The organism is Streptomyces sp. NPDC015220 (genome assembly GCF_043079345.1).
Classification (GTDB): Bacteria; Actinomycetota; Actinomycetes; order Streptomycetales; family Streptomycetaceae; genus Streptomyces.
In genome coordinates this window covers 254,239-279,818 of the sequence record NZ_JBIBUK010000005.1, presented here as the reverse complement: position 1 = coordinate 279,818, position 25,580 = coordinate 254,239, and the positions used below count along the sequence as shown (strand labels likewise).

Here is a 25,580-nt window from a genome sequence, read left to right as displayed (position 1 = left end):
TGTCCGTTCACTGGCCGGCGTCGGACTTGTCGACCCCGTACCAGACATTGGTGTACCAGGGACGGCGGGCCGTCCCCTTCCCGGCGCGGGACTGCTTGACGGGCCCCGGGTCGACCACGGTGTAACCGGTCTCCCCCGGCAGCACGTAGTGCAGCCGCTCCCGGATCTGCTGCTCGGCGTACGCGTCGTCCTGCCAGCGCGCCTTCAGGTCGCGCAGCTGCTCGACCCGCTGCTGTGCCTGCTGCTTCTGCCGCCTGAGGTCGGCGATGTCGGCCCGCTGGGAGACGTACTGCCGCATCGGGTACGCCAGGGCGACCACGATCGAGCACACCACCAGCGCGAGCAGCGCGGCGCGCCCGGTCAGCCGGGAGCGGCGGGCCTGGCGCCGGGTCTGGGAACGGTAGACGCGGGCCGCGGTCTGCTCGCCGAGCACCCTGAGCCTGGTCGCGGTGGAGAACCGGTCCCGGTCCCGCACGGCCATCGTCCCCGCCTCCCCTTCATGCCACTCACACGTACGTACGTCCCCGGACACGGTACGGGACCGAGTACGGGGACGTACGGACGACTGGCCAGGACGAGGCCCGGGGCGCCTCAGCCCTTGGAGACCTCGGCCTTGCCGGCGTCGCCCTTGAAGCGCGGGAACGCGCTGCGGCCGGCGTACACCGCGGCGTCGTCGAGGATCTCCTCGATGCGCAGCAGCTGGTTGTACTTGGCGACGCGCTCGGAGCGGGCCGGGGCGCCGGTCTTGATCTGGCCGCAGTTGGTGGCGACGGCCAGGTCGGCGATGGTGACGTCCTCGGTCTCGCCGGAGCGGTGGGACATCATGCACTTGAAGCCGTTGCGCTGGGCCAGCTCGACGGCGTCCAGCGTCTCGGTCAGCGAACCGATCTGGTTCACCTTCACCAGCAGGGCGTTGGCGGCGCCGTCCTCGATGCCGCGGGCCAGGCGCTCGGGGTTGGTCACGAACAGGTCGTCACCGACGAGCTGGACCTTGTCACCGAGCTTGTCGGTGATGGTCTTCCAGCCGGCCCAGTCGTCCTCGAACAGCGGGTCCTCGATGGAGACCAGCGGGTAGGCGTCGACGAGGTCGGCGTAGTACTCGGTCATCTCGGCGGCCGAGCGCTCCTTGCCCTCGAAGAGGTAGGAGCCGTCCTTGTAGAACTCGGAGGCGGCGACGTCGAGGGCGAGGGCGATCTGCTCGCCGGGGGTGTAGCCGGCCTCCTTGATCGCCTCGAGGATGAGGTCGAGGGCCTCGCGGTTGGAGCCGAGGTTCGGGGCGAAGCCGCCCTCGTCGCCGAGGCCGGTGGCCAGGCCCTTGTTCTTCAGGACCTTCTTGAGGGTGTGGTAGACCTCGGTGCCCCAGCGCAGCGCCTCGGAGAAGGACTCCGCGCCGATCGGGGCGATCATGAACTCCTGGATGTCCACGTTGGAGTCGGCGTGCGAGCCGCCGTTCAGGATGTTCATCATCGGCACCGGCAGCAGGTGCGCGTTCGGGCCGCCCAGGTAGCGGAAGAGGGGGAGGTCGGACGCCTCGGAGGCGGCGTGGGCGACGGCGAGGGAGACGCCGAGGATGGCGTTGGCGCCCAGCGAGCCCTTGTTGTCGGTGGCGTCCAGGTCGAACATGGCCTGGTCGATGAGGCGCTGCTCGGTGGCGTCGTAGCCGACCAGCTCCGGGCCGATCTGCTCGATCACGGCGAGGACGGCCTTCTCGACGCCCTTGCCCTGGTAGCGGTTGGGGTCGCCGTCGCGGAGCTCGATGGCCTCGAAGGCGCCGGTGGAGGCGCCGGAGGGAACGGCGGCACGACCCGTGCTGCCGTCGTCGAGGCCGACCTCGACCTCGACCGTGGGGTTGCCTCGGGAGTCCAGGATTTCCCGGGCTACGACGACGTCGATGGACGGCACGAGCATCTCCTTCTTGGATGTGACGCTTGAAGTGCGGGGCGTGTGAGCCTTGCGACTAGAGCCTAACCGTCCCGGGGCGCCGACCGGCCGACCGACCGTCCCGTGGACAGGGTGACGGTACACATTGTTTCCTACCGGAACAAAGGGGCCGGTGGCGGGGCCGGGAACAGGAGATGAAAAAAGCCCCGCCCCGGTGCGTACGGGGGAACACGCACCGGGGCGGGGAGCCCGTGGGGACGGGGGGCGGTCCTCACGCGGCCCCCATGACGGGGGCCGCGCCTGGCGGGGCCCGTGGCCCGGCCGCCGGCCGGCCGTCGTCCGGTCCGGCCGTCGGCCCGCTGTCACTTCAGGTGCAGCTGCTGGCCCGGGTAGATGAGGTTGGCGTCCTCGACGATGTCCTTGTTCAGCCGGAACAGCTTCTCCCAGCCGCCCTGGACGTGGTGGGCCGTGGCGATGGAGCTGAGGGTGTCGCCGGCGACCACCTTGTACTCGCCGTCGCCCTTCTTGACCTTCTTGCCGGTCGGGGTGGTGACGGTCTTCCTGGGGGCCGGACGCGTCATGGAGCGGTTGGCGGCCTGCCGCTCGGTGGAGCGGGTGGTGGTGCTCTTGGAGCTGCCGGAGCCACCGCTCGACGAGGAAGAGGAGGACGAAGACGAGGAGGAGGAGGAGGAGGACGAAGACGAGGAGGAGGACGAAGACGAGGACGAGCTCGAGCCGCCGGTGTACCCGGCGCCGGACAGGCCCTTGCCGCAGACCGGCCAGGCGCCCTTGCCCTGACCCGCCAGGACCTTCTCCGCGACGGCGATCTGCTGCGACTTGGAGGCCAGGTCGGCGCGCGAGGCGTAGGCGGTGCCCCCGTAGGCGGCCCAGGTGGAGTTGGTGAACTGCAGGCCGCCGTAGAAGCCGTTGCCGGTGTTGATGGACCAGTTGCCGCCGGACTCGCACTGGGCGACCGCGTCCCACTCGGAGGCGGTGGCGGCGGAGGCGTTGCCGGCGGCCATCAGCGGAGCGGCGACGGCGGCGCCGGTGACACCGGCGAGCGCGATGGCGCGGGTGGCCTTGGAGGGACGACGGTGCTTGCCCTTGCTGGAAAACAGCATGGATGGATCCCCTCACCGACGCCTGCGAGGTGAGCTGTCGGGTTCGGGCCGGTTGAGTTGCCCGGCCGTACCTTTGGGGAGGTACGGCTTCACCCCCAGCCGCTCCGGTGAACTTCCCGGCGCGGCAACTACCTTGGGTCCCCCGCTCCTGCCTACGGCGCGTGACGCGACGACTGTTCCCGTGCGGCCGCTGGCAGGATTCGGCGTTGCGGCAGCCGGGGCTCGCGGTGGCGAGCGGTCACGACCGTAGGCAGGTGATCGACGGAAATTCAAAGACGATCAGGGCTTCTGAGACTCATCCCACACTTTCACCGAATGGGGCATTCTGTGCGAAGTATGGCGCGAACTCCCTCTACTTATGGGCGTTTTCGGTAGGGACATCCAGGCTCTGACCGGCCACGATGTGGTTCGGGTCGGCACCGACGGCGCTCTTGTTCGCGTCGTAGAGCGCGTGCCACCCGCCGCTCACGTCAAGGGAGTCGGCGATGGAGGCGAGGGAGTCGCCGGAGCGGACCGTGTAGGAGGCGGCGTCGCCGCGCGAGGCGTGCCGGCCGCCGGCTGCGGTCGTACGGCTGTCCGCCGGGGTCTCGGCGGCGCTGCCGCCGCGGTGCCGGCCGCCGCCCAGCGCCCCGGTGTCCACGAGGGCCGAAGAGCCGACGCTCTGGACGGAGTTGTCCGAGCGGTCGTAGTCGTCCTGACCGCCGGACCCCGCGCTCCGTGAGGGGGAGGTGCCGGTCGTTCCGGTCCCGTGGGACGCGTCCGACCCGACCGTCTCGCCGCCCTTGGCCGGCGAGGAGGGCGCGGTGGAGGGCTCCGCGGCGGTGGAACCGTCCGACCGGTTCGCGGAACCGGGCGACTTGGAGGCGCGGGGCGCGTCGGAGGCGCCGGCCGGGGAACCGGAGGGATCGGCCGGGTCGGACGTCCCCCCGGGCGAGTCGGACTGGCCGGGGTCAGTACCGTCGTCGGACGAATCGGAGGCATCCGAGGTACCCGAGGCATCGGACGAGTCGGTCGAACCCGACGACTTGGCCGAGCCGTTGCCGCCCGCCTTCTTCGAGGACGAGGGGACCGAGTCGCCCCCCACGCCCGTGTCGACCTTCGCGGCCCCGGAGCTCTTGGTGAGCCCGGACAGCAGCCCGCAGGTGTGCCAGGCGCCGGCGCCCCGGTCGGCGAGGATCTTCTCGGCCACGGCTATCTGCTGGGACCGGCTGGCCTGGTCGGGGCTGGCGGCGTAGGAGAGACCGCCGTACTTCTCCCAGTCGTCCTGGGTCAGCAGCAGGCCGCCGTAGTAGCCGTTGCCGTTGTCGGCGCTCCAGGAGCCGCCGGTCTCGCACTGTGCCACCTTGTCCCACGTGGTGCCGTCGGCCGCGTTCGCGCCGGAGGCGGCGACGAGCGGGATGGCGATGGCGGAGCCGGTCACCCCGGCGGCGACGAGGAGGGCCGGAGCCTGACGGGGGCGACGGTGACGACCGTTCCCGGAGAGCATGCAGAGACCTTTCGCGAGACAACGGTGACCGCGCGGCGGATGGTGCCCGCCGCCGCGCTGATGCGTGAAGGTAGCGGCTCCCGATCACTTGTCACAAGTTAATGCCACACAGATCACGTGAAGATCACACAGTTGAACATGTGTCACCTTTGCGTGCGTCAACGGGTTCGCGCAGGGCCTTCTCCGGTGCCGCTCCGCCCTTGCGCGGCCGGGCGGGGAGTGAACCGGACGGGCAGGGTCCGCAGGCCGCGCATGATGAGTCCGCCCCGCCAGCGCAGGTCCGCCGGATCGGCGTCCAGGGCGAGGTCGGGGAGCCGGGTGAGGAGCGTGGCGAGCGCGGTCTGCCCCTCCAGACGGGCCAGCGGGGCGCCGAGGCAGTAGTGGATGCCGTGGCCGTAGCCCAGGTGCTGGTTGTCCCGCCGGGCGAGGTCGAGGGTGTCCGGGCCGGCGAACCGCTCCGGGTCCCGGTCGGCGGCCGCCAGGACCACGAGCACCGGGTCGCCGGCGGCGATCTCCTGCCCGCCGATGGTCAGCGGTCGGGTGGCGAACCGCCAGGTGGCCAGCTCCACCGGACCGTCGTAGCGCAGCAGCTCCTCCACACCGGTCTCCAGCAGGCCGCTCTCCCCCGCCGCGAGGGAACGTTGCAGCAGCTCGCGCTGCGCGGGGTGGGTGAGCAGGGCGTACGTGCCGTTGCCGATGAGGTTGACGGTCGTCTCGAAACCGGCGAAGAGAAGGATGAAGGCCATGGCCGCGGCCTCGTTCTCGGTGAGGTGCTCGCCGTGGTCGGAGGCGCGGATCAGGCCGGAGATCAGGTCCTCGCCGGGGGTGGGTTCGGCGGGCAGCGCCTGGCGCTTGCGGTGGATCAGCTCGGCGAGGTAGCCGCGCATCTTCTTCACCGACCGGGCGACCCCGCCGCGCGGGCCGCCACCGTGCCGGATCATCATGCCCGCCCAGTCCCGGAAGTCGTCCTGGTCCTCGCGCGGGACGCCGAGCAGGTCGCAGATGGCGTAGATGGGCAGCGGGAAGGCGAACTCGTGGATGAGGTCGGCGCTGCCGCGCCCGGCGAACCCGTCGATGAGGCCGTCGGTCAGCTCCTGCACGCGCGGCGCGAACTCGGCGACCCGGCGGGGCGTGAACGCCTTGCTGACCAGCCGGCGCAGCCGGGTGTGGTCCGGCGGGTCGATGTTGAGCAGATGCGTCATCAGCTCGGCCTTGCGCTCGCCGGGAATGCCGGTCTTGCCCTTGGCGTGCGCCGGCTCGTCGTGGTGCGCGGGGTTCTTGGACAGCCGGGAGTCGGCCAGGGCCTGCCGGGCGTCGGCGTACCGGGTGACCAGCCAGGCCTCCACGCCGCTGGGCAGCCGGGTCCGGTGCACCGGGGCGTGCTCGCGCAGCCAGGCGTACGCCGGGTAGGGGTCGCTCGCGAACTCCCAGGTGAAGAGGGGAGGCGGGGTGGTCCCGGGGCGGGGCGGGGTGGTGCCGGAAGCGGGTGGAACGGGTGGCTGGTCGTGCATGGGGCCGACCCTAGTCGTGGGACCCGGCGTCCAGGCGTTCCGCCCCCGCCGCTCCCCTTCCTCCCCTCCCCTTCTTCTCCTCTCCTTCTCCCCGTCCCCGGTTTCCCGGGACGGCGCCTCCAGCCCGCTGGAGCGTGCCGGCCGCGCGCCGGCGGGAGCCGGGCGCGCCCTGTGCGGCGGCGCCGCGCGGCCTCACGGCCCCGTGCCCCTCGGCTCCTTCGGGCCGTCCTCCGGGCCCCCGGCCTCCGCTTCGCGCCTCAGACGCCCTCGGCGTCCCTGATCGCGTCCCGGTACGTCCGCGCCGCCGCCCGCAGCGCCGCCTCCGGGTCGACGCCGGTCGCCTCGGCGCGGGCGGCCAGCGCCAGCAGCTCGTAGCCGACGCCCTCCGCCCCGGGCAGCGGCACGTCGAGGCCCGCCGTGCGGACCCGGGAGGCCAGCTTCGCCGCGAGGGCCAGACCGGGCTGGCCGAGGGGGACACCGTCCGTCACGGAGGTGCGCCGCTTCTCCTCGGCCTTGGTGCGCAGCCAGTGCGCCTTCACCTCCTCCGGGGTCTCGGCCGTCTCGTCACCGAAGACGTGCGGATGGCGGTGGATCAGCTTGGCGACGATGCCGCCGGCCACGTCGTCGACCGAGAAGGGCTCCTCGGGGTCCTCCTCGGCGATGCGGGAGTGGAAGACGACCTGGAGGAGGACGTCGCCCAGCTCCTCGCGCAGCTCGTCCCGGTCACCGTCCTCGATCGACTCCACCAGCTCGTACGCCTCCTCGATGGCGTACTTGGCCAGGCCCTCGTGGGTCTGCCGGGACGACCAGGGGCACTCGGCGCGGATCCGGTCCATGACCTGCACCAGATCGAGCAGGCGGGCGCCCGGCAGGTCGTAGGAGGCGGGGAGCAGCTCGAGCTCCGGCATGGCGACGCGCCCGGAGCCGGCGAGGCGGGCCAGTTGGTCGGTGAGGACCGGCTCGCCCTCGCCGGTGGCCACCACCACGACCGTACGGCCGCCCGCGCAGGCGTCGACCAGTTCCCCGGCGGTCGGCGACTCCTCGGCGACGGTGACGCCCGCCTCGCGCAGATACGGCAGCTGCGGATGCGCCCCGTCCGCGCACAGCACCCGGTCGGCCGCGCGCAGCGCCTGCCAGGCGGGCCAGGACAGCAGCCCGGGGGCGACCCGGTGGCTGGTGGTGAGCAGGACGATGCGGCCGGGGGAGGCTTCGGCGCCGTGGGCGGTGGAGGTGTTCACGCCTTCGAACGTAACCCACGGCGTCGACGGCCCCCCGAGCCGTCCTCGGGGCGGCCGGCGCACCGTGCGCGCCTCACACCGTCCGCGCGGGCCTCACACCGTCCGCGCGGGCCTCACACCGTCCGCGCGGGCCTCACACCGTCCGCGCGGGCCGCACGCCGCCCGTCCCGCGCCGCGTCACGCCACCTGCCCCGCGCCCGCCGACGAGACGTCCCGCAGCCATGGCGCCTTCGCCTCGACGCCGCCCTTCTGGACGTCCCAGGCGCCGTAGCGCGGGTTGAGGTCGACGTCCAGCTTGCCGGAGGCGGTCGACAGTGCCTTCCAGAAGGCCGGCCCGCTGGTGTCGGTGTGCAGCGCGGCCGCCAGCTTCTGGGCCTCGACCTGGAGGCGGAGGTTGTCGTCCAGGCGCCGCGGCGGCACCCCGTACTGCTGGAGCCAGACCGTCTCCAGCGCCTGGGATCCGCCGGCCCGCTGCTCCAGTCCGGTGCGCATCTGCTGGATCTCGTGGCGGGAGACGGTGACGCCCGCGTCCCGGGCGGCGCGGTCCAGCACCCGGTCGAGCACCATCTGGTGCAGGGTGTCCCGGGAGAGCGTGCCGGTGCGGGCGACGGCCTGCTGGTACTGCGTCTCGTCGGCCACCGCGGCCCGCTGGGCCCGGCGCACCTCGTCCACCCGGCTCTGCAACTGCCCGACGGTGATCCGTTGTCCGCCCACCACGGCCGCCGCGCCGGGATGCGCGTCGTTGCCGCAGGCGGTCAGGAGTGGGGCCGCCGCTGCGATCGCGGCGGACAGGACGAGCGCGGTGCGACGGCGGCGGTGCAAGGGAACCTCCCGTGTGGAGATTGTGCGGCGGTGCACAAAGTCTTGCGGTGATCGATGGTAGGCAGCGGCCGGGCTCCGGCCAAGCCATTGGACCAACGATTCCCGGGGACTTCCGACACCGCCGCGCCGCCCGGGCGCTCTAGCTCCGCTCGCGCACCGCCCGCCGAACGGCCGCCGCGACGTCGGCGCGCAGGCCGTCGCCGGGGCGCACCGTGGTGACGTTGCCGCCGACGCCGCCGCCTCCGACCAGCACGAAGCCGACCTTCTTGTACTGCGGCGCGGTCCCGGCCGCCGCCGTCGTCTCGGGCCGGCCCACCGCCAGGACGACGTCGCAGGAGCGTTGCAGCATGCCGTTGAGGAACGGCCGCGCGTTGCCGACGCTCTGTTCGCCGGTCACCTGGGTGTAGCTGACCCGGGCGTGGGTGGTGCGGGAGGCGTCCTGCATGCCCTGCCAGACGGTGCCGGAGGTGGTGCCGGCGGTGATTCCGTCCTCGCCGGTGAGCAGGCAGGCGTCGGTCTCGGTGTAGTGCCGGGCGCGGGTGTCGGGGATCGGCGGCCGGTCGTCGTGCCGGGAGAGCAGCGCGCCGGTCACCACCAGCGCGCCGACGACGGCCACCGCGCCCGCCGCGAGGGCGATGGTGCGGCCGCGCAGTGCGCGCAGCCGTGCGACGGCGGCCCGTCCCGCCCCGGCGAGCGGGCCGCCCGCCTGGGCCGGTCCCGCCTTTCCGGATCGCGCCTGCGTCACCTGTCTGACCTGTCTGGCCACGATTCCCGTCCGATCCTGCCTGCCTGCCCTGCCCCGCTCCGCCTCAGCCGGTGATGGCGACCGGGGCGTCCCAGTAGTCGCGGTCGACGGTGAGGGTGACGCCGCCGCGCGTCTCCTTGCTGTTCACCTTGTACTGGTGGGCGCGGCTGTGGTTGGTGAACTGGGTGGAGCCCCACGGCCAGTCGGTGGTCGTGGTCTCCTTGCCGTCCCAGAGGGCGTACCAGAGGTTGCCCGGCAGGTCGGTCTTGTTGGTCGCGGTGGCGATGGCCTTGGCGCTGGAACTGGTGAAGCCGTAGTAGCCGGCCCGGTAGGTCTTGGCGCGCAGTTCCTTGTCGAAGGCGCGGACATAGGTCAGCACGGCGTCGTTGCACGACTTGTCGGTCGTGTCGTACGGCTCCATGTCGAGGTAGATCGCGCTGCCCGCCTTCATGCCGAGCGCGGCGGACTTGGCGACCGCGTCCTTGGCGTCGGCGGTGCCGAGCGAGGAGGCGGTGGAGGCGGTGAGCTTCTCCGGGTTGGAGCTCTTCTGGCACGGCGGCTGGGCGCCGACGTAGATCGGTATGAGCTTCCAGCCCTGGGAGCTGACCGACTTCACCCAGGAGGCGGTGAGGTTGGGCTGGTTGCAGCCGCGGTTCTTGCCGCCGACGTAGACGGCCGCGGCGCCGTAGTACTTGTCGGTGCGCCAGGCCTTCATCGCGGTCAGCGAGGGCGCGGTGCAGGTGTCGAAGGCACGGCCGGTGTACGTCTTCTGGGCCGGCCAGGTGGTGGCGGCCATCGAGGTCTGCGCCGCGATGCCACCACCCACGACGACGGCCGCGCCGGCCACCGCCCACGTGATGTACCTGCGCTTCTTGGACTGCCGGTGCTCGGCCATCCCCACCCCTGCCTGTGTCGGTGCGCACGCGCGTGCTCGCGCGTGCGTGTCGGAAGCGGTGTACGACGACGGTCGGGCGACGTACGTCCGCTGGAAAACGTTGCTGTGCCCCCTGGTGCGGCGCGCGCGGGTCCGTCGGCCGACGCTCCTCCGGCGCGCGAAGCGGATCGCACCGTAGCCGATGACGTGCCTGTGAACGGAAAACGGAGCCTTTGCCTCGCCACATGATTCCCCCAAGCAACTGCAAAAACAACGGTCCCGGGGGTGACGGGCACGGGCCGGGGACTCCGACCCGCCGATCTTGACCGAGTGTTGATCGCCGCCTGACCTGTGCATGAACTGTGCGTCCCCCGGGCGTCGTAAGGTCCGCTGGCCACCCCCACTGGCCCGTTCGAAGGACTCAGATGCACATCCCGTCCCGCACCGCCCGCGCCGTCCGCCTCCTCGCGGTGGCCGCGCTCCCCCTGGCCCTGGCGGCCTGCGGCACCTCCGACAGTTCGTCGGCCGAGGCCCCGGCGTCCCCGTCCACCGCCAAGGACCCGAACGCCGGCCTGCTCACCGGGACCCAGCTGAAGCGTGCGCTCGCCCCGGCCTCGTTCTTCCCGGCCGGTTTCGCCTCCGACGCCGACAGCACCCGGGACACCGGGGACACGTACGTTGCGCCGGTCTCCAAGAGCCCGGCGAAGCCCGACTGCACGAGGCTGGAGGGCACGGCCTGGATCGGCATCACCGGTGTCTCCGGGGTGTCCTTCGCGCAGGGCGACTACGTCAGCAAGAACACCTCCGAGGAGATCTCCCAGGAGGCCGACGCGTTCCGCGGCACGACCGCGGCCGACGTGCTGAAGGACGTGGAGAAGGCCGCGACCGCCTGCGCGTCGTTCGCGGACCCGGACATCCACTCCACGGTGAGGACCAGCGGCTCGGCCACGACCGGACTCGGTGACGAGGCCTACACCCTCACCCTCACCGACAGTTCCTGGACCAACGGCACCACGCTGATCGCCGCCCGCCAGGGCACCAACCTGGTCACCGTGCTCTCCACGGACGGCCGCGACAACGGGGCGGCCACGGCGAGGAAGCTGACGCGACGGATCGTCACGTCCCTGAAGACGTCCGCGAAGACGGCTTCCTGAGATCCGGCCGGGCGCGCCGCCCGGTGACTTAATCTTGCCCCCTGCACTGCCTTGGGGGGTTGAGATGGACAAGCGACTGGAGGCCGGGTGGCTCCAGCGGATCGCCTGGTCGGTCCTGGCGTGGGGGTCGCTGGGCCTGCTGATGTGGGTCCCGTTCCTGTACGTGGCGATCCGCCGCGGCCGGGGCTCGGACTGGGGCGCGTTCGCGGCCTTCACCCTGTACGAGTGCGTGACGCTGCCCTGGGCGGTCGTCACGTCCGACGGTGACGGCGACCCGATCCTGGGCGCCGTCGCCGTGCTGTGCCTGCTGGCCGCGACGGCGATGCTGCTGTTCGCGGTCTTCGACCCGCGCTCGGCGCAGGCGGCCGCGCCGGCGTACGGCGGGGGCGGGGCACCGACGAAGCCCCCGCACGGGCAGCCGTACGGGGCCTCGTACGGATCTCCCTACGGGCGGTAGGAGCGGTGTGTCACCGTCGCCGGGTGGGGCACGTCCGGGCCAGGACGAAGACACTCGCCGGTCGAGTGTCTCCGGCCCGCTCATCTGTCGATACAGGGAGCACTCAACCGGTCGAGTGTCTTCGGTTCCGTACAAACATCAGGGGCCGTCGCGTCCCACGCGGCGGCGGCACCGGTTGGCCGCCGCCCTCAAGGACGCGGACTGTTCCGGTAACGCGTCCACAGTCTCCTGATCCACACGTTGGAGCCGTCCGGCGGCTCGGAGGTCACCGGCGGCGAGGGGGCCGATTCCACCAGGTGCAGCAGGGTCCAGGCCAGTCCCCAGCAGTTGTCGTCGCCGAAGCATCCCAGCAGCAGCCGGGCCTCGTCATCGGTGACGGGCTTGTCGATGGCGTGCAGCGCCCGCTCCAGCTCGTCGAACGCCTCGTCGCCGTCCTCGGAGTCGTCCGCCTCCGAGGGCAGCGGCCCCAGCCGGACGAACTCGTGAACCTCATCCCTGATCACTGCTGCTCCTGCTCGCTTCCGAAGGGATTGTGAGGAGCCTCCATGACCACTCCCCGCAACTGGCGGAAGTCGTCCTACTCAGGCCCCGGCGACGGCAACGACTGCGTGGAGATCGCGACCTCTGCCGCCCACACAGCCATCCGCGACTCAAAAGCTCCCGCCAGAGCCACCCTCACCTTCCCGGCGGGAGCCTTCGGCGCCTTCGTGGAAGCCCTCGAGGGCGGGCACCATCCGGCGTCGGCGGCCGACCAGCCTCGCTGTGCGCCCCCACGACCGGAGGATTCCGTGCCCCTCACTGCCCGTCTCGTCGGTACCGTAGCCGCTCCCCTGGGCCCGGCATCGGCCGAGGCTCCCTGCGTGCTGCACTGGCCCGGTCGCAGGCTGCTCGTACAGCGCGGGGACGCCGAGCTGGTCACCCTGGACCTGGACCTGGCCGGTACGGACCCGGCGCACGAGGTCCGCTTCCCGGCGCCTTGGCCGCACCGCTTCGGGTCGGTGGCCGTGTCGCCGGAGCGGGACGCCGCCGTGTTCGCCGGGCTGCACACGGTGCGTGCGGTGGAGGCGAGCGGTGCGACGCGGTGGGAGGTGCGGCACGGCTGCTGGAACGGCTGCCCTTTGAGTCACGGGTCGTTCGACGAGTACGCCGACGACGAGGACCACTTCCACGCCGACAGCGGCTCGGTCGCCTTCTCCTCGGACGGCAAGCTCGTCTGGGCGCACGTCCCCGGCCCCTTGAGCGGGAACAGGCACAAGGATGACTGCCAGGAACTCTGGCTGGTCCTGGACGCCTCGGACGGGACGGTCCTGGCCCGGGTGGACACGGACACCGTGGCCTCCGGCTCCGAGCACACTCCGCACCCGGACCCCGGGCAGATGGGTCTGAGCGTCGGTGAGGGTGAGGAGGGCTCACCGGTGCTGTGGGGGCGCTGGGACGGGCGGCGGCCGGCCGTCGAGCGGATCGGCACCGAGCTGGTACTCCTCGGGGTGAGCCCGTCCGGCCGCCACCTCCTCACCGTCGACGTCGGGCAGTGGTCCCTGTCCCTGCGCCGGGCAGACGACGGTGCCGTCCTTCGGGAACTGGACGCCGAGGGCACCGTACCGGCGCACCCCGCGAGCACCGGCGGGGACAGGGTGTGCTGGGACCACGAAGCGGCCTTCGTCGACGAGGGCAGCATCGTCGTGGGGACCTCCGAGTGCGACGCCCGGTACGGCACGGCGCGCCACTGGCTTGTCGACGCCCAGGCGATGACACTGCGCGGCGAGATCCGCTACCCCTTCCCCGTCACCGGTTCGGCCCGCCCCGCCGGCGGCGGCACCTGGTACACGGTTTCCGAGGACGGTACGTCGCTGCATCTCTGGCGGTTGACCGCCGCGTGCCGACCGGAATGAGCGCGGCGCCCGGCCGGCGGCTCGACACGGGCCGGTCCTACTTCCGCTTCCTGTTCTCGGCGGCTCGCCGGTAGTGGTCCACGCGTTCGTCGTCGAGATCGACGGCTTCCAGGATCTCGATCGCGGTCTCGCTGTCCCCGGTGAGCGCCTCCCGGAAGATCAGCGGAAGGCCCTCGCGGGCGCGCAGACGGCACTCCTGCGGGAGATGCGTACGCCCCCGTGCCGCTTCCGAGGGGTGTGCCTCGCCGAGTACGACCCGCCACAGCACGGACAGCAGGTAGTTCCGCGACGTGTCGCACAGCGGGTCGGCCAACGCGGCGAGGATGACGCTGACCGCCGGCACGGCGGCCTCGAACAGCTCCCCCTGGACTTCGAGGTGTCCTTCCAGATCCGTCCCGAAGGTCTCCTCGGCGCTCTCCGCCTCGACCAGACGCTCGAAGATGCCGGGCACGTGCTCGGCCGTCCCGCCGCAGCCGCACCGGATCTGCCTCCAGTCGAACCGGCCGATCTCGGCCCGCACGAGCCTGCTCATGCGCATTCCTGCTGCTTCCTTCCCCGCTCAGGGCCTCTGGCACGGGATCACACCGGGCCCGCCGGCCCAGGACCGCTCCCTGCCCCCGCCGCCCGCGCCCGACTCGTCACCGCGGCGGGATCCGTACTTCCGCGGCACCGACAGCGACCGCGACCTTTCGGCCGGAATGAACGTGGAGCCCGTCCAGTCCCCCCGCCCCGGCGGTGAGCACGTGACGGCGGCACTGGGCGGCCGGTCTTCTCCCCTTCCACGCGGGTTCCACGCGGGCGTGGACGAACTCCTGGTCGGTGCCCTGGCGGACATCACCCGCACAAAGTGATCCAGAAAATCAAGGCGGCAGGCTCAACAACGCAGCAAAGCGTTTGCGCCGAACTCGCTAGGCAAGCCTGAAGTCGCTTCGGATGACACCGTACTCCGCAGGAGTCACCAAACAGGTGTAATGGCGTCCCAGAAGGCTGGACGCATCGATTCCCAATTCCTTGGCGAGCTCGATCGCCCCCGTCCTGTTCGTCTTGGACGGATTGTCGACGGCTTGGTAGTGGGCCACAACTCCGCGCACCTCCACAACGACGTACTCGACTCGTTTCCCTCCCCCGGCCACTGCGGAAGAGTCGTGCCCCTCACACGAATGCTGCGCGTCCAGCGGCCGTCCGCACAGTTCACACCTTGCTTCTTCACCCGAGACAGTCATGAGAAGCATGCTACTGCCGTCGACCGTCACCCGGGGTCGGCCGGCAAGGCAATGGGAGGGCCCCTGCTGGAGTCGCTCCGACTTGGTCGATGCGCTGTCCAGCAGGGGCCTCAATTCCCTACAAATGACGCTGGTTCACGGTGGGCCGACGCAGCCGGCCATCAGTCATCCGAGGACCACATGTTCATTCCACCCTTTCCATTCGGCCAATGATATTCAAACGTGGCACCCGTATCCTCGGCGGAAGCCCTCATCTGGCCTTGACAGTTTCCACAGGGCGGCTTGGTGCCTGTGATCTTCACCCATCCGCCTTCAGGAACAGGACTCGCCGCGAAGAACGGATCGTCGACGATCACGTGATCCCCGATCATCGGAGCGCCGCCGGACGCTCTGGCCGCCCGGTTCTCCGTGTGCACCGCCTGCCGCGCCCTTCCGACGCCGATGCTGGCTTCCTCGGGAGTCGTGGCTCCACTGCGGAGGGAATACGAGTCGATCATCTTCCCGTCCGCGTCGTGAACCGTCACGTTCGCGTAATGAGTGTTCTTGGTGACGGGGCCGCAGACATCGGGGAGGTTCGCGTTGTGGACCAGCAGCAGGACGCCGTCCGCCGCCACGTAGTACGTGTGGAGGGTGCCGACGGTGAGGTCGTACGTCGTGGTGTTCGCGTGGTACAGGCGGACACCGGCGACCTCGGTGGTACCGGTCGGCGTCTGGAGGACGTCGCCGGGCTCCAGGTCCTTCGCCTCGACAAAGGCCGACTGCGTCTTGTCGTAGAAGGGGTGGTGGAAGGTCGTCGTCAGGTGGGCGTCCCGCGCGCCGGCCGTGGTGGCCCGCGCCGACGACACCTGGCTGACCGCCGCCACCGGCTTCTGCGCGTCACCGTGACCGTGACCGGCCGACAGGGCGCCCAGGACAGCCGCCGAGGCCGCCAGGCCGAAGGCCGCCTTGCGGGCCGCCTTCTTGGCCATGGACCTGGCCGTGGCCTTCACCGACTTCCCGCCCACGCTCTTGACCGTCAGGTCCACGAAGTCGTGGTCGGCGTGCGTCACGATCACGTCGGTGACCTTGTGCGCCTCCGTACCGCTGGCGCCCGGCACCGAGTTGGCGATGGTGTCGCCGGCCTTGACCTGATCGATGGCCTTCGTCGTGCCGTCCGCCATCAGCACTCGGGTCGAACCGGTGAAGCTGTGCGGCCTGCGGCAGCTGGGGCCCTCTCCCTGAGAAGAGGACGGCGCTTCGTCCGAGTGCGACTGGCTCCGTGAGCCCGCCCCCTCCGACTCCGCCCGTGAGGCGGCCGCCTCCGTGGCGTCCGTCGCCGCTGTCTCCTCGGCCTCTGTCGCTCCCTTGCCGAACAGCCCGCCGACGACCTTCATCGCCTTCGGCGCGACCTTGGAGAGGATCTTGCCGCCCAGGCTGCCCAGGGCGCCGCCCACGGCGCCCGCGACCGCGCCCTCGACCGCCGAGCCCGCGAACGCGCCCGCGGAGCAGTCGCCGCCGCCGTTCTCGGCGCACTTGAAGCCCTGCTCCACCAGGGAGCCCGCGGCGCCCGCGGCCGCCGCGCAGCCGATGGAGCCGACGCCCGCCGTGAGTGCCTCGCAGCCCGCGAAGACCGCCGTGGAGACCACGAAGGAGGTGATCGCCGCGGCGTGGTGCTTGACGTACTTCGCCGCCGACTTCGCCGCCTTGACCGTGGCGTGGTACGCCGTCCTCGCCGCGTGCGAGACCGCGTGCGCGGCCTTCTTCACCGCGTGCGCGACCTTGTGCGCCGCCTTCTTCACCGCGTGCACCACGCGGTGCACCGCGTGCGAGACCTTGTGGTAGGCCGTGTGGACCGCGTGGACGACCCGGTGGTACGCGCGTCTGACGTGCCTGGCGGCGTAGTGGTACACGCGCCGCACCACCCGGACGGTGGCGTGGTACACGTCCCGGACGTGGTGCACGACCTTGTGGGCCACGTGCTTGACCGCGTGGACGACCTTGCGGGCCACGTGCTTGGCCGCGTGGTAGACCTTGTGCGCCACGTGCTTGACGGCGTGGCTCACCTTGTGCGCGGTCTTCTTGGCACCGCACACCACGTCGTACCAGGAGCAGTTGCCCGACTCGTCGGTGCCCGCCAGCGGGTTGTCGTCGACGTAGGCGAACGGGTTCGCCGCCACCGAGTTCGGCACCGGGTTCAGCGAGACGCTGTCCTTGTTCAGGAACACGCCCGTGGACGGGTCGTACCAGCGTGAGGCGGTGCCCACGTTGCCCGTGCCCGGCTCCGTCCACCCGGACTGGAAGCCCAGGTGACCGGCGATGGTGTTGGTCGGCGAGACCACCTTGCCCAGCGGGTCGTAGGAGACCGAGCCCGCCAGCGAGGTCGCCCCCGCGGTGAAGGTGCCGACCACGTCGCTGTGCTGGTCGGTCAGGGCCAGCACCCCGCTGCCGCCGGACGTCCGGACGCCGACGAGGCCGCCGTCCGGGTCGTAGGTGTAGGTGTTGTCACCGTCCGAGGCGATGGTGTTGTCCGCGCCGGAGTAGGCGAACGTCCGTGTGGAGCCCGCCACCGACGTGTCCCGGTCGGTGATGTTCCGGCCCACCGCGTCCAGCGTGTACGACTGCTGGCCGGCGACGATCTGGCCGCCGAAGGCGTCCGTCTTGTACGCCACCGTCCCGCCGGCCGCCGACGACTCCTGGGTCATCGTGCCGCGCGCCGAGTAGTCGTAGGTGTGCGTGCCGTCCGAGGTCAGTTCGTCGCGCTCGTCGTAGGTGTAGACGTCCGAGCCGTTGCGGACGCGGTTGCCCGAGGCGTCGTAGGCGTACGAGGTGGTCTTCGTGCCGTCGTTCCACGACGTGAGGCGGTTGGCCCAGTCGTACCCGTAGGTGTTGGCCGACGCGCCCGAGACGCCCGTCGTCGTCTTCGACGTCAGGTTGCCGATCTTGTCGTAGCCGTAGGTGAAGCCCGCCAGCGTCGATCCGCCCTGCACCAGGACGTCGCTGGTCAGTTCGTGGTCGCTGTTGTAGCCGAAGGTGCGGGTCTGACCGGTCGAGCCGTACTTGACCGACCTCAGTTCGTTCAGCGACCCGTAGGTGTAGGTCAGCTGGGTGCCGGTGGCCGCGTCGTTCAGGGACGACAGGCGGCCGGCGGTGTCGTAGCCGTACGTCGTCGTGCCCGCCGCGTCCGTGCGCGAGGTCAGCGCGCCGTCGTCGTTGTAGGCGAAGGCGGAGGAGCCCGCCGAGCCCGACGCGGTCAGCACGTCGCTGCGGTCGTCGTAGGCGAACTCGTCGTGGGTGGCGTCCTGGTGGTCCACCGCCCCGGCGATGCCCGCCGCCTCGGTGTCCGCCGACCGCACGCGGCCGTCCGCGTCGTAGTCGAAGCTCCGCTTGGCGGTGGCCGCGTCGGCGCCCGTGCCGGACATCGTCTTGAGCCGGCCGTTGACGTCGTACGTCATCGCCGTCGTGGTGCCGCCGGGCAGCGTCGCGTCGGTGAGCTGGCCGTCCGCGTCATAGGCGAAGGTCGTCGTCGAGTCGGCCGCCGAGGTGTACTTCGCGGTGGTCGGCTCGATCACCTTCTCGCGCTGGCCCCACGGGGTGTACGTGTAGCGCCAGGAGTTGCCGCGGCCGTCGGTGAAGCGGGTCCGGTTGCCGGCCGCGTCGTAGCCGAACGTCGTGGTGATCGACGTCGAGGCGTCGACCGGCTGTATCTCCTGGGTGATGGTGCCGGCCGCGTCGTAGGTGAAGCGGCTGGTGTGGCCGTTGGCGTCGGTGGCGGCGGTCATGTTGCCGACGCCGTCGTAGGTCTGGGCGGTCTCCCACAGCTTGTTGTCGCCGGCGTCGTAGGACCGGGTGGCCGTGGGGTCGCCGTCGGCGTTGTAGTCGGTCGTCGTGTAGGTGCCGTCCGCCAGTGTCGTCCGGGAGCGGTTGCCCTCGAAGTCGTAGGCGTAGCGGGTGGTGTTGCCCGCGGCGTCGGTGACGGAGGTGATGTCACCGGCCCGGTTGTAGCCGTACGTCGTCGTCACACCACCCGGGGAGGTGGTCGAGGCGGCGTGGGCTCCGTACGGGTTGCCGGGGGTGACGGCGTAGGACGTGGTGGCCGTCAGCGTCCGAGTCGACGGGTAGCGCTCCAGCGTCGTCTGCGTCAGCTGCCGGCCCAGGAAGTCGTACGTGGCCTGGGCCTGCGCGCCGGTCGGATCCGTCGCCGAGAGCTGCTCGCCGTTCGGGTCGTAGGTGGCGTGCGTGGTCGTGCCGTCCGGCGCGGTGGACTGGACGAGGTTGCCCAGCTGGTCGTACAGGTACTTCGAGGTCTTCCCGCCCGGCGTGGTGACGGACGTCTGGTTGCCCTCGCTGTCGTACGTGTAGACGGTCGTGCCCGCGTTGGGCGTCGAGGCGCCCGCCGGGGTGTACGGCGGCAGGGTCTCGGAGACCTTGTTGCCCTCCGCGTCGTACGCCGTCCTGGTGACCAGGCCGTTGGGGTCCTGTTCCTCGACGCTCTCACCGAAGGTGTTGAACCCGCTGGTGGTGGTCGGGCGCACCGTGGCGGCGGTGGTGCCGTCCGGCTCGGCCTGGACGGCGGGCGCGGTGGTCACCGCGAGGTTGCCGGCCTCGTCGTAGGCGTAGTCGGTGGTGTGCTGCTCGGCGTCCGTCATGGACGTCGGCAGGCCCCGCTTGTCGTAGGTGTACTTCGTGGTCTGCGCGTCGGAGGAGCCGACCGTACCGCCGGAGCGGCCCTTCCCGTAGAGGGAGGACACCTCGGTGGCGGACAGGGCCCGCTGGTAGACCTGCACGTTGGAGGTCGCGCCGGGCAGCAGGTCGGTGGCGGCGCCGGCGTACTCGGCCTGCCCGATGGTGAGTGCTCCGGTGGCGTTCCACGGTGTGGTGTTGGTGCCGGAGCCGGACAGTGTGCCGTTGACGTAGATCTTGACGGTGCCGGTGGAGGCGTCGAAGACGCCCACGAGCTGGGTCCAGTCACCGGTGGTGGGCACGGCCGTGGAGTAGGCCGCCGGGAAGGTGGCTCCCGAGGCGTCCTTGCTCGTCTGCTCCATGCTCCACAGCGGGGCGCTGGTGTGCGCGTAGTTGTACTGGAGCATGAACGCGCTGTTGGCGCTGCCGGTCTGCGCGACGACGGTGGCGTTGTGGGTGGGCAGCGAGCTCATCCGCACCCAGGCCGAGACCGTGTACGAGGCGGTGGTGTCGAGGACCGGGCCGTTCGTGGCGATCTGCTGGCCGGTGGTGCCGGCGAAGTTCGCGGCGCCGTCGTTCCAGGTGACGCCGGAGGCGGTGGCGGTGTTGCCGGTGCCGGAGGCGTCGGTGACGTGGGTGCCGGAGGTCTGGTCGAGTTTCCACCAGCCGGCCGGGTGTCCGGAGGCGTCCCCGTACAGCGTCTCGCTGAGCAGGTTGCCCATGTCGTCGTAGGTGTTGGTGGTGGTGCGGTCGTAGCCGGTGGCGTCGTGGTCGTTCTCGCTGGCGACCTGGTCGTCCGGGGTGTACGACACGGTGGTCACGCGGTCCACGCCGGTCGGGTCCAGCTCGGTGGAGGTGGTCCGGGAAGCCGCGTCGACGGTGTACTTGGTGACGGTCTCGCCGTTGTCCGTGGTGGACTGCAGCATGTTGCCGGCGGCGTCGTAGGTGTCCGACTCCAGCACGTAGGTGCTCTTGCCGTCGGCGCTGGTCCGCTTCACCGTCGAGGTCAGGCCGTCGTCGGTGTAGGTGTACGACGTGGTGTTGCCCATCGCGTCGGTGATCGAGGCGAGGCGTCCGGCCGGGTCGTAGGCCCGGGAGGACTCGGTGAGCAGGTCCGGCGACTGCGGGTCGGTCGGGTCGCCGGTGTACATCACGCCCTGCGTGAGCAGTTCGCCGTTGTCGTCGTAGGTGTACCGGGTCTCGTTGCCGGCGCTGGTGACCTCCTTGGTCTTGTTGCCGGAGGTGTCGTACGAGTACGTGGTGGTGTTGCCGCTGGCCGCGCCCGCGGCCACGTTGGCGTCGGACTCGGTGAGCACGTGGTCGTAGACGTCGTAGGTCCACGTCTGGGTGCGCGCCGTGTCGCCGCCGCTCGCGTCGGAGACGGTCTGCGAGGTGGTGTTGCCGTCCTCGTCGTAGACCGTGGTGGAGACGGCGGCGTGGGTGGCGCCGGTGACGCGGTCGGTGAGCCGCGGGTCGTGCTCCTCGACCACCTGGCCGACGGCGTCGTACTGGTAGGTGGTGGTCAGGCCGTCGGGGTAGGTGTCGGAGACGACCTTCTGGCTGGTGACCTGGCCCAGGCCGTCATAGGTGTACTGGGTCACCAGGCCGATGGCGTCGGTGGTGGAGGCCACGTCGCCGTTCTTGAAGTACGACACCCGGTTGACGGCGCCGCCGGGGCTGACCGTCTTCACCGGCAGGCCCTTGGGCACGGTGCCGCCGTCGGCGGACGGGTAGGCGCTGGTGCCGTCGCTGTACTCGGTGGTGGTGGAGCGGCCGTCGGGGAAGCCGGGCACCGCCGGACCGGTGATCCTGGTCTGGTTGCCGGCCGAGTCGTAGGTGTACGACGTCAGGTAGGTGTCGTCGGTGGCGGACGAGGACCGGCCGTCGCGCTCGGTCAGCAGCTGGTCGTTGCGCGGGTCGGCCGTGGTGAGCTGGGCCGTGGTGTCGTCCGGGTAGTACGTGTAGTACTCGGTGTTGCACTTGTTCGCGGCCTGGTCCTGGCAGGACGTGGAGGAGACCACGTTGCCGCGCACGTCGTGACCGGTGACGGTCATCGACCCGTTGGGGTCGGTGACGGTGTGCTCGAAGCCGGCGGTGTCGTAGCCGAAGCTGGTGCGGTTGCCCAGGCCGTCGGTCTCGGTCAGGGCGCGGTTGCCGTTGGTGACGTCGTAGGTGTAGGTCGGCGTCGAGCCGGTCGGCGAGGTGACCTTGACGGTCTTCACCGGCAGCAGGCCGGTGGAGTTCTTCGCCGCCTGGAACTGCGCGGTGGCGTCGGCGGCGGACAACTCCGAGCGGTAGAGCGCCACCTCGGCGATGGAGCCCTTGAAGTAGGTGGCGTAGCCGGTGTTGTCCGCGGTGTTGTGGTGGGCCTCGTCCGGCCAGTTGCCGCCGAGGTAGCCGGCGCCGACGTAGGTGTGCGGCTGGTTGACCATGTTCGGCGCGCCGCTCTGGGTGCCGACGAGGGCGCCGTCGAGGTAGAGCGACTGGCTGGTCGCCGACGCGGAGATCACCGCGTGGTGCCACTTGCCGTCGGTGACGGCGGCGGAGGAGGCGAGCGGCTTGGTGGAGCCGCCGGAGAAGTAGAACTCTCCGTTCAGCTTGCCGCTGCTGCCGACGTAGAGGACCGGGGTGTAGGCGGTCGCCGTGGTGCCGCCCGCTTTGAGCGCGTCCCGGGAGGTGGCGAGCAGGACGCCGTTCGCGGTCGAGGTCTTGAACCACAGGGAGGCCGACTCGGCGCCGGTGCCGGGCACGGCGCCGCTGGGCGGCGTCACCACGGACGCGGCGCCGTCGAAGGCGGCGGCCTTGTGGTCGCTGAACGGGCCGGCCCCGCCGAGGGTGACCGTGTTGTAGGCGGCGTCGCCGCCGCGTACCTCGTCCAGGGCGGTGGCGGCGCCGGCCGCCTCACCGAGGCGGAAGTACTGTGCGGGCGCCTGGCCCAGCACCGCGCCCCGGTAGGTGTCGCTGGACCCGGTGACGGTGGGCGTGCCGAGCTTCCACACGCCGCCGTTCTCGTCGGTGAGCTGGTTCAGGATGGTGCTGTCCGGGTCGTACGACATCGCCGCGAAGGCCTTGCCGGACGGCCGGGTGATGCTCTTGAGCAGGCTGGTGCCGTGCGTGCCGTAGGTGTAGAGCGCGCTGACGTCGGCGGCGACCAGCGGGCGGCTGTACCAGGCGGCGTCGGCGATGGAGCCGTTGAAGTAGCTGGCGAAGCCGTCACCGTCGGAGGTCGAGTAGTGCGGCTCGTCGGGCCAGGAACCGCCGAGGAAGCCGGTGCCCAGGTAGTTGAACGACTGGTTCTTGCCGAAGGCGACCGCGCTCTTGATGGAGACGGTGCCGGTGCGCGAGCCGACCTTGGCGTTGTCCAGGAACAGCGTCTGGGAGTTGCCGGCGGCCGACAGCACCACGTGGTGCCACTTGCCGTCGGCGACGGATGCGGTGGACACGATCGGGTTGACGCCGCCGCTGTACCAGAACTCGGCGTTCAGCTTGCCGTCGGTGCCGACGTAGATGGAGGGGGTGTAGAAGCCCGCGGCCTGACCCGAGCCGATCGGCTGGGAGGCGTAGGAGTAGAGGACGCCCGGGCCCTGGGAGGTCTTGAACCACAGGGATATCGCGCCGGAGTCGGTGTCGTTGCCGAGGTTCTTGGGCAGCGAGACGTCGGAGGAGGTGCCGTTGAAGGTGGCCGCCTTGGCGGTGGAGCCGGTCAGCGGACCCGCGCTCTGGCCGAGGGTGACGTTCTCGTAGGTGGCGTTGGTGGTGCCCTCGTTGTCGAGGACCGCGTCCTTGGCGGTGGTGCCGGAGGTCTCCGACAGCGGCCAGAAGGTGTGCGGGTCCAGGTCCAGGGCCGCGTTGCGGTAGCCGGACCCGGAGTCGTAGCCGTAGGTGGTGCACTTGGTGCTCGACAGCGGCGAGCAGACCTTGGTGAGCTGGTCGCCGGTGTAGCCGTACGTCCACGTCTGGGCGGTGGTGGCCACCTTGGGGTCGACCGGGTCGGTGACCACGGTGGCCACGTGCGCGGCCTGGGCGCCGGAGGGGGTGCTCCAGGTCAGCGACAGGGAGCGGCCGGCGACGGCGGAGGCCATCTTGGTGATGTGGCCGCTGGTCCAGGTGAGGTTGATGGACCGGCCGTTGGCGTCGGTGACGGCGCTCAGGCCGTAACCGCCGGAACCCAGTTGCTGGGTGAAGGTGTAGACGGTGTCGTCCTTGTCGGTCAGCGTGTAACCGCCGCCGGTGACCGTCTTGAAGGTGGCGAAGCGACCGTTGCCGGGCGTGAAGGTGCCGTCGCTGTTCTTGCCGTAGCCGACCTGGGAGCCGTCGGGGTAGGTGACGACGACGCTGGTGACCGCGCCGGCGGCGGTGTACTGCTCGGTGGCCCGGGAGTCGAAGATGCTCGACCAGCCCGCGCCGAACGCGCCGGTCCAGCGCGGGTCGCGGGAGTTGTAGTCGCGCTCGACGTCCAGGGACGGGCCGACGACGGATATGGAGGCGTCGGTGTCGGAGGTGGTGTAGTTGCCGATGGCCGCGTCGAAGCCGTGGTCACTGGAGTTCTGCGACAGCCCGGAGGTGATCACCGGCTGCGGGACCTGCACGGACAGCGCGTACGGGTCGGCCGGGGAGTACATCTTGGTGGTCGCGTCGTACGCCTGGACCTCCCAGGTGTAGGACTTGCCCCAGGCGAGCTTGCCGGCGGGCACGGTCCAGTCGCCGGTGGCGATCAGGCCCGAGTCGGCGACCTTGGCACCGGCGGCGTCGTAGACCTGGAACTGGTACTGGTTGCTGCCGCCGCCGCTGGAGTTGGCGCCGCCGGCCCACGCGGTCAGCTCGGGCTGGGTGGTGCCGACGACTGCGTTGTCCTGCGGGAACTGCTCGTACAGCTGCGGCGCGGTGTTGCCGGTGTAGGTGACCGAGAGCACCGGTCCCTTGCCGGGGTCGTTGAAGGAGCCGAACTGCTTCCAGTGCAGGGCGTCGGTGGTGGCCGCGTAGACCGCGAGGCCGTAGTCCTTGGTGGTGCCGCTGAACCAGCCCTGGATCGCGGAGGTGGACAGCGAGACGGTCACCGAGTCGCCGACGGTGCGGTCGGCGGCGGTGTTGGCGCACGCGTTGGGCACGCTCGGGGTCGCGTTGCCGATTGAGGACCCCTTGGAGGGGCCGGGGTAGGCGGTGACGGACTCGGGGGTCCAGGAGCCGGTCACCAGGGCGACGTCGAACCGCTCGGCGGTGCAGGTGGAGGCCCAGGTGTCGAACAGCTTCAGGGAGGCGGCGGTGACGGTGGCGCCGCTGGCGTCCCATGCGGTGTCCCAGTGGTTGACGAAGCCGATCGCCGAGTGGGTGCCGGAGTCGTAGGAGCCGACCTTGATGGTCTGCTCGTAGGAGTGGTCGCCGGGGGCGCCGGACTCGGCGTAGGTGGTGGTCCACCCGTCGGCCACGGTCGGGTCGACGGTGACCGGGAAGACCCGGCGGGAGTCGTGCAGCCAGCCGCTGTCCAGGGTCACCTTCAGCGCGTAGCCGTCCTCGGCGTGGACGAGCTCGGTGGTGACGTCGTGCGTGGTGGTGGGCTCACCGGAGCGGCGGTCCACCTTGGAGTCGTAGGCGTAGGCCGGAGGGATGCGCTCGACGGTCCTGCCGGAGGCGTCGCGCAGGTCGGTCCAGCCGTTCTTCTTCCGCTGGACGGGCGTGAGGCCCTTGAGGGTGAGCGGGAAGGTCCAGGAGTTCGCGGCGTCCGCGGAGTGCAGGACGACCGACTCCTTCACACCGGTGGCGGTGGGGGACAGCTTCAGGTCGGTGGCGTCCAGGACGCTGCCGTAGGTGACGGTGGAGCCGTGCGCGGCGCCCTTGACGGGAGCGGCGCCGTCGAGGGTGTAGGCGACGCGGTGTCCGGAGTCGACGGTGAGGGCGGCCAGGTCGGAGTCGGTGGCCCTGGCGCCGAAGTCGACGGCGAGGGAGTTCGCCTTCTCGTGCCAGCGGCCGTCCGGTCCGGCCCGCACGTCCACGTCGATCGGAGCCCACCGGCCCTTGCCGACCTGGTAGTTGACCGGGGTGGGCGACATCTGGCGGGTGGTGGACCCGTCGGCGTTGTCGTAGACCGTCTCGGTACGCGTCGACTTGGCGGCGTCGCGCTTGCTGGTCTTCGCGTCGAAGGCGCCGCCGCTGCGGCTGCGGCCGCTCTTCACGGCCGGCTGGTGCGGGTGGTAGGCAGCCAGCTCGCCGCGGCCCTTGCCGGGCGCGTGGCCCGCGCCCCGGTGGGCGGCGGTGGCGTCGGCGGAGACGTGGTGCCGCTTGCCCTCGGCCGTACCGGACTTCTGGTGCGGCAGCTTGCCCCAGTGCGGGTCGGTGAACCAGGAGGCCAGCGACCCCAGGCTCATGTCCGGCAGCTCGACGCGGCCCAACTGCAACCCTTCGGCGAGGGCCTGGTTGGTCGTCAGCATGAGCGCGAGCGCGGTGAGCACCAGCACGGCGACGGCGCGCGCCCCACGACGGTGAGGGCGTGATCTGCGCGCGTAGAGCGCGGGGTCCACGG

Annotated in this window: 15 protein-coding genes, 1 pseudogene and 1 riboswitch; of the genes and pseudogenes, 4 read left to right on the top strand and 12 right to left on the bottom strand. The window is 71.1% G+C overall.

The features are described from left to right. Positions 1-7 precede the first annotated feature (7 nt). From ACF061_RS14820 to ACF061_RS14780, 9 genes are all read right to left on the bottom strand, one after another. Positions 8-481 (bottom strand): septum formation initiator family protein, encoded by a 474-nt coding sequence (locus ACF061_RS14820; protein WP_392267254.1) that lies wholly within the window; start codon positions 479-481, stop codon positions 8-10. Between the two features lie 110 nt (positions 482-591). Beyond that, entirely contained in the window at positions 592-1,902 is a 1,311-nt protein-coding gene (gene eno, locus ACF061_RS14815; protein ID WP_392267253.1) for a phosphopyruvate hydratase, read from the bottom strand. Positions 1,903-2,243: 341 nt separating this feature from the next. Then, complete coding sequence (locus ACF061_RS14810; protein ID WP_392267252.1) at positions 2,244-3,002, bottom strand: transglycosylase family protein; 759 nt, start codon at positions 3,000-3,002, stop codon at positions 2,244-2,246. 4 nt (positions 3,003-3,006) lie between these two features. After that, positions 3,007-3,172: riboswitch (cyclic di-AMP (ydaO/yuaA leader) on the bottom strand. Positions 3,173-3,354: 182 nt separating this feature from the next. Further along, complete coding sequence (locus tag ACF061_RS14805) at positions 3,355-4,488, bottom strand: transglycosylase family protein (RefSeq protein ID WP_392267251.1); 1,134 nt, start codon at positions 4,486-4,488, stop codon at positions 3,355-3,357. 158 nt (positions 4,489-4,646) lie between these two features. Next, positions 4,647-5,999: a cytochrome P450 gene (locus ACF061_RS14800; protein ID WP_392267250.1), complete on the bottom strand. Its 1,353-nt coding sequence runs from the start codon at positions 5,997-5,999 to the stop codon at positions 4,647-4,649. A gap of 257 nt (positions 6,000-6,256) precedes the next feature. Then, positions 6,257-7,237 carry a nucleoside triphosphate pyrophosphohydrolase gene (locus tag ACF061_RS14795; RefSeq protein ID WP_392267249.1) on the bottom strand — a complete coding sequence of 327 codons (981 nt, stop codon included), beginning with the start codon at positions 7,235-7,237 and terminating at the stop codon, positions 6,257-6,259. A gap of 177 nt (positions 7,238-7,414) precedes the next feature. Then, entirely contained in the window at positions 7,415-8,059 is a 645-nt protein-coding gene (locus ACF061_RS14790; protein ID WP_392267248.1) for a SurA N-terminal domain-containing protein, read from the bottom strand. 139 nt (positions 8,060-8,198) lie between these two features. Further along, entirely contained in the window at positions 8,199-8,804 is a 606-nt protein-coding gene (locus ACF061_RS14785; RefSeq protein WP_392267247.1) for a hypothetical protein, read from the bottom strand. 64 nt (positions 8,805-8,868) lie between these two features. Continuing rightward, on the bottom strand, positions 8,869-9,699 hold the full coding sequence (locus ACF061_RS14780) for a glycoside hydrolase domain-containing protein (protein WP_392267246.1): 831 nt from the start codon (positions 9,697-9,699) through the stop codon (positions 8,869-8,871). Between the two features lie 404 nt (positions 9,700-10,103). Here ACF061_RS14780 and ACF061_RS14775 point away from each other — a divergent pair, with 404 nt between their 5' ends. Further along, a complete protein-coding gene (locus ACF061_RS14775; RefSeq protein ID WP_392267245.1) occupies positions 10,104-10,832 on the top strand; it encodes a hypothetical protein in 729 nt (242 codons plus the stop codon). 64 nt (positions 10,833-10,896) lie between these two features. Continuing rightward, entirely contained in the window at positions 10,897-11,289 is a 393-nt protein-coding gene (locus ACF061_RS14770; protein ID WP_392267244.1) for a hypothetical protein, read from the top strand. Between the two features lie 188 nt (positions 11,290-11,477). Here ACF061_RS14770 and ACF061_RS14765 read toward each other — a convergent pair whose 3' ends face one another. Beyond that, positions 11,478-11,792: a hypothetical protein gene (locus tag ACF061_RS14765; RefSeq protein ID WP_392267243.1), complete on the bottom strand. Its 315-nt coding sequence runs from the start codon at positions 11,790-11,792 to the stop codon at positions 11,478-11,480. Between the two features lie 42 nt (positions 11,793-11,834). Here ACF061_RS14765 and ACF061_RS14760 point away from each other — a divergent pair. After that, a pseudogene (locus ACF061_RS14760) lies at positions 11,835-12,011 on the top strand (DUF397 domain-containing protein); the annotation flags it as partial. A 1,207-nt stretch (positions 12,012-13,218) separates the two neighbouring features. On the opposite strand, the gene ACF061_RS14755 reads toward ACF061_RS14760, so the two are convergent. Next, the gene (locus tag ACF061_RS14755) at positions 13,219-13,713 is read right to left on the bottom strand and encodes a hypothetical protein (protein ID WP_392267242.1); all 495 of its coding nucleotides are present in this window, start codon (positions 13,711-13,713) and stop codon (positions 13,219-13,221) included. On the opposite strand from ACF061_RS14755, the gene ACF061_RS14750 reads away from it, so the two are divergent. Beyond that, the gene (locus ACF061_RS14750) at positions 13,712-14,032 is read left to right on the top strand and encodes a hypothetical protein (RefSeq protein WP_392267241.1); all 321 of its coding nucleotides are present in this window, start codon (positions 13,712-13,714) and stop codon (positions 14,030-14,032) included. The genes ACF061_RS14755 and ACF061_RS14750 overlap by 2 nt on opposite strands. A gap of 533 nt (positions 14,033-14,565) precedes the next feature. Here the strand turns inward: ACF061_RS14750 and ACF061_RS14745 are convergent. After that, positions 14,566-25,515 (bottom strand): LamG-like jellyroll fold domain-containing protein, encoded by a 10,950-nt coding sequence (locus tag ACF061_RS14745; RefSeq protein ID WP_392267240.1) that lies wholly within the window; start codon positions 25,513-25,515, stop codon positions 14,566-14,568. Positions 25,516-25,580 lie beyond the last annotated feature (65 nt).

Bases quoted from the DNA above. Each gene is read 5' to 3' on its own strand.
- ACF061_RS14820 (WP_392267254.1), bottom strand. From the start codon at position 481: ATGGCCGTGCGGGACCGGGACCGGTTCTCCACCGCGACCAGGCTCAGG.
- ACF061_RS14810 (WP_392267252.1), bottom strand. From the start codon at position 3,002: ATGCTGTTTTCCAGCAAGGGCAAGCACCGTCGTCCCTCCAAGGCCACC.
- ACF061_RS14800 (WP_392267250.1), bottom strand. From the start codon at position 5,999: ATGCACGACCAGCCACCCGTTCCACCCGCTTCCGGCACCACCCCGCCC.
- ACF061_RS14770 (WP_392267244.1), top strand. From the start codon at position 10,897: ATGGACAAGCGACTGGAGGCCGGGTGGCTCCAGCGGATCGCCTGGTCG.
- ACF061_RS14755 (WP_392267242.1), bottom strand. From the start codon at position 13,713: ATGAGCAGGCTCGTGCGGGCCGAGATCGGCCGGTTCGACTGGAGGCAG.
- ACF061_RS14805 (WP_392267251.1), bottom strand. From the start codon at position 4,488: ATGCTCTCCGGGAACGGTCGTCACCGTCGCCCCCGTCAGGCTCCGGCC.
- ACF061_RS14750 (WP_392267241.1), top strand. From the start codon at position 13,712: ATGCGCATTCCTGCTGCTTCCTTCCCCGCTCAGGGCCTCTGGCACGGG.
- ACF061_RS14775 (WP_392267245.1), top strand. From the start codon at position 10,104: ATGCACATCCCGTCCCGCACCGCCCGCGCCGTCCGCCTCCTCGCGGTG.
- ACF061_RS14780 (WP_392267246.1), bottom strand. From the start codon at position 9,699: ATGGCCGAGCACCGGCAGTCCAAGAAGCGCAGGTACATCACGTGGGCG.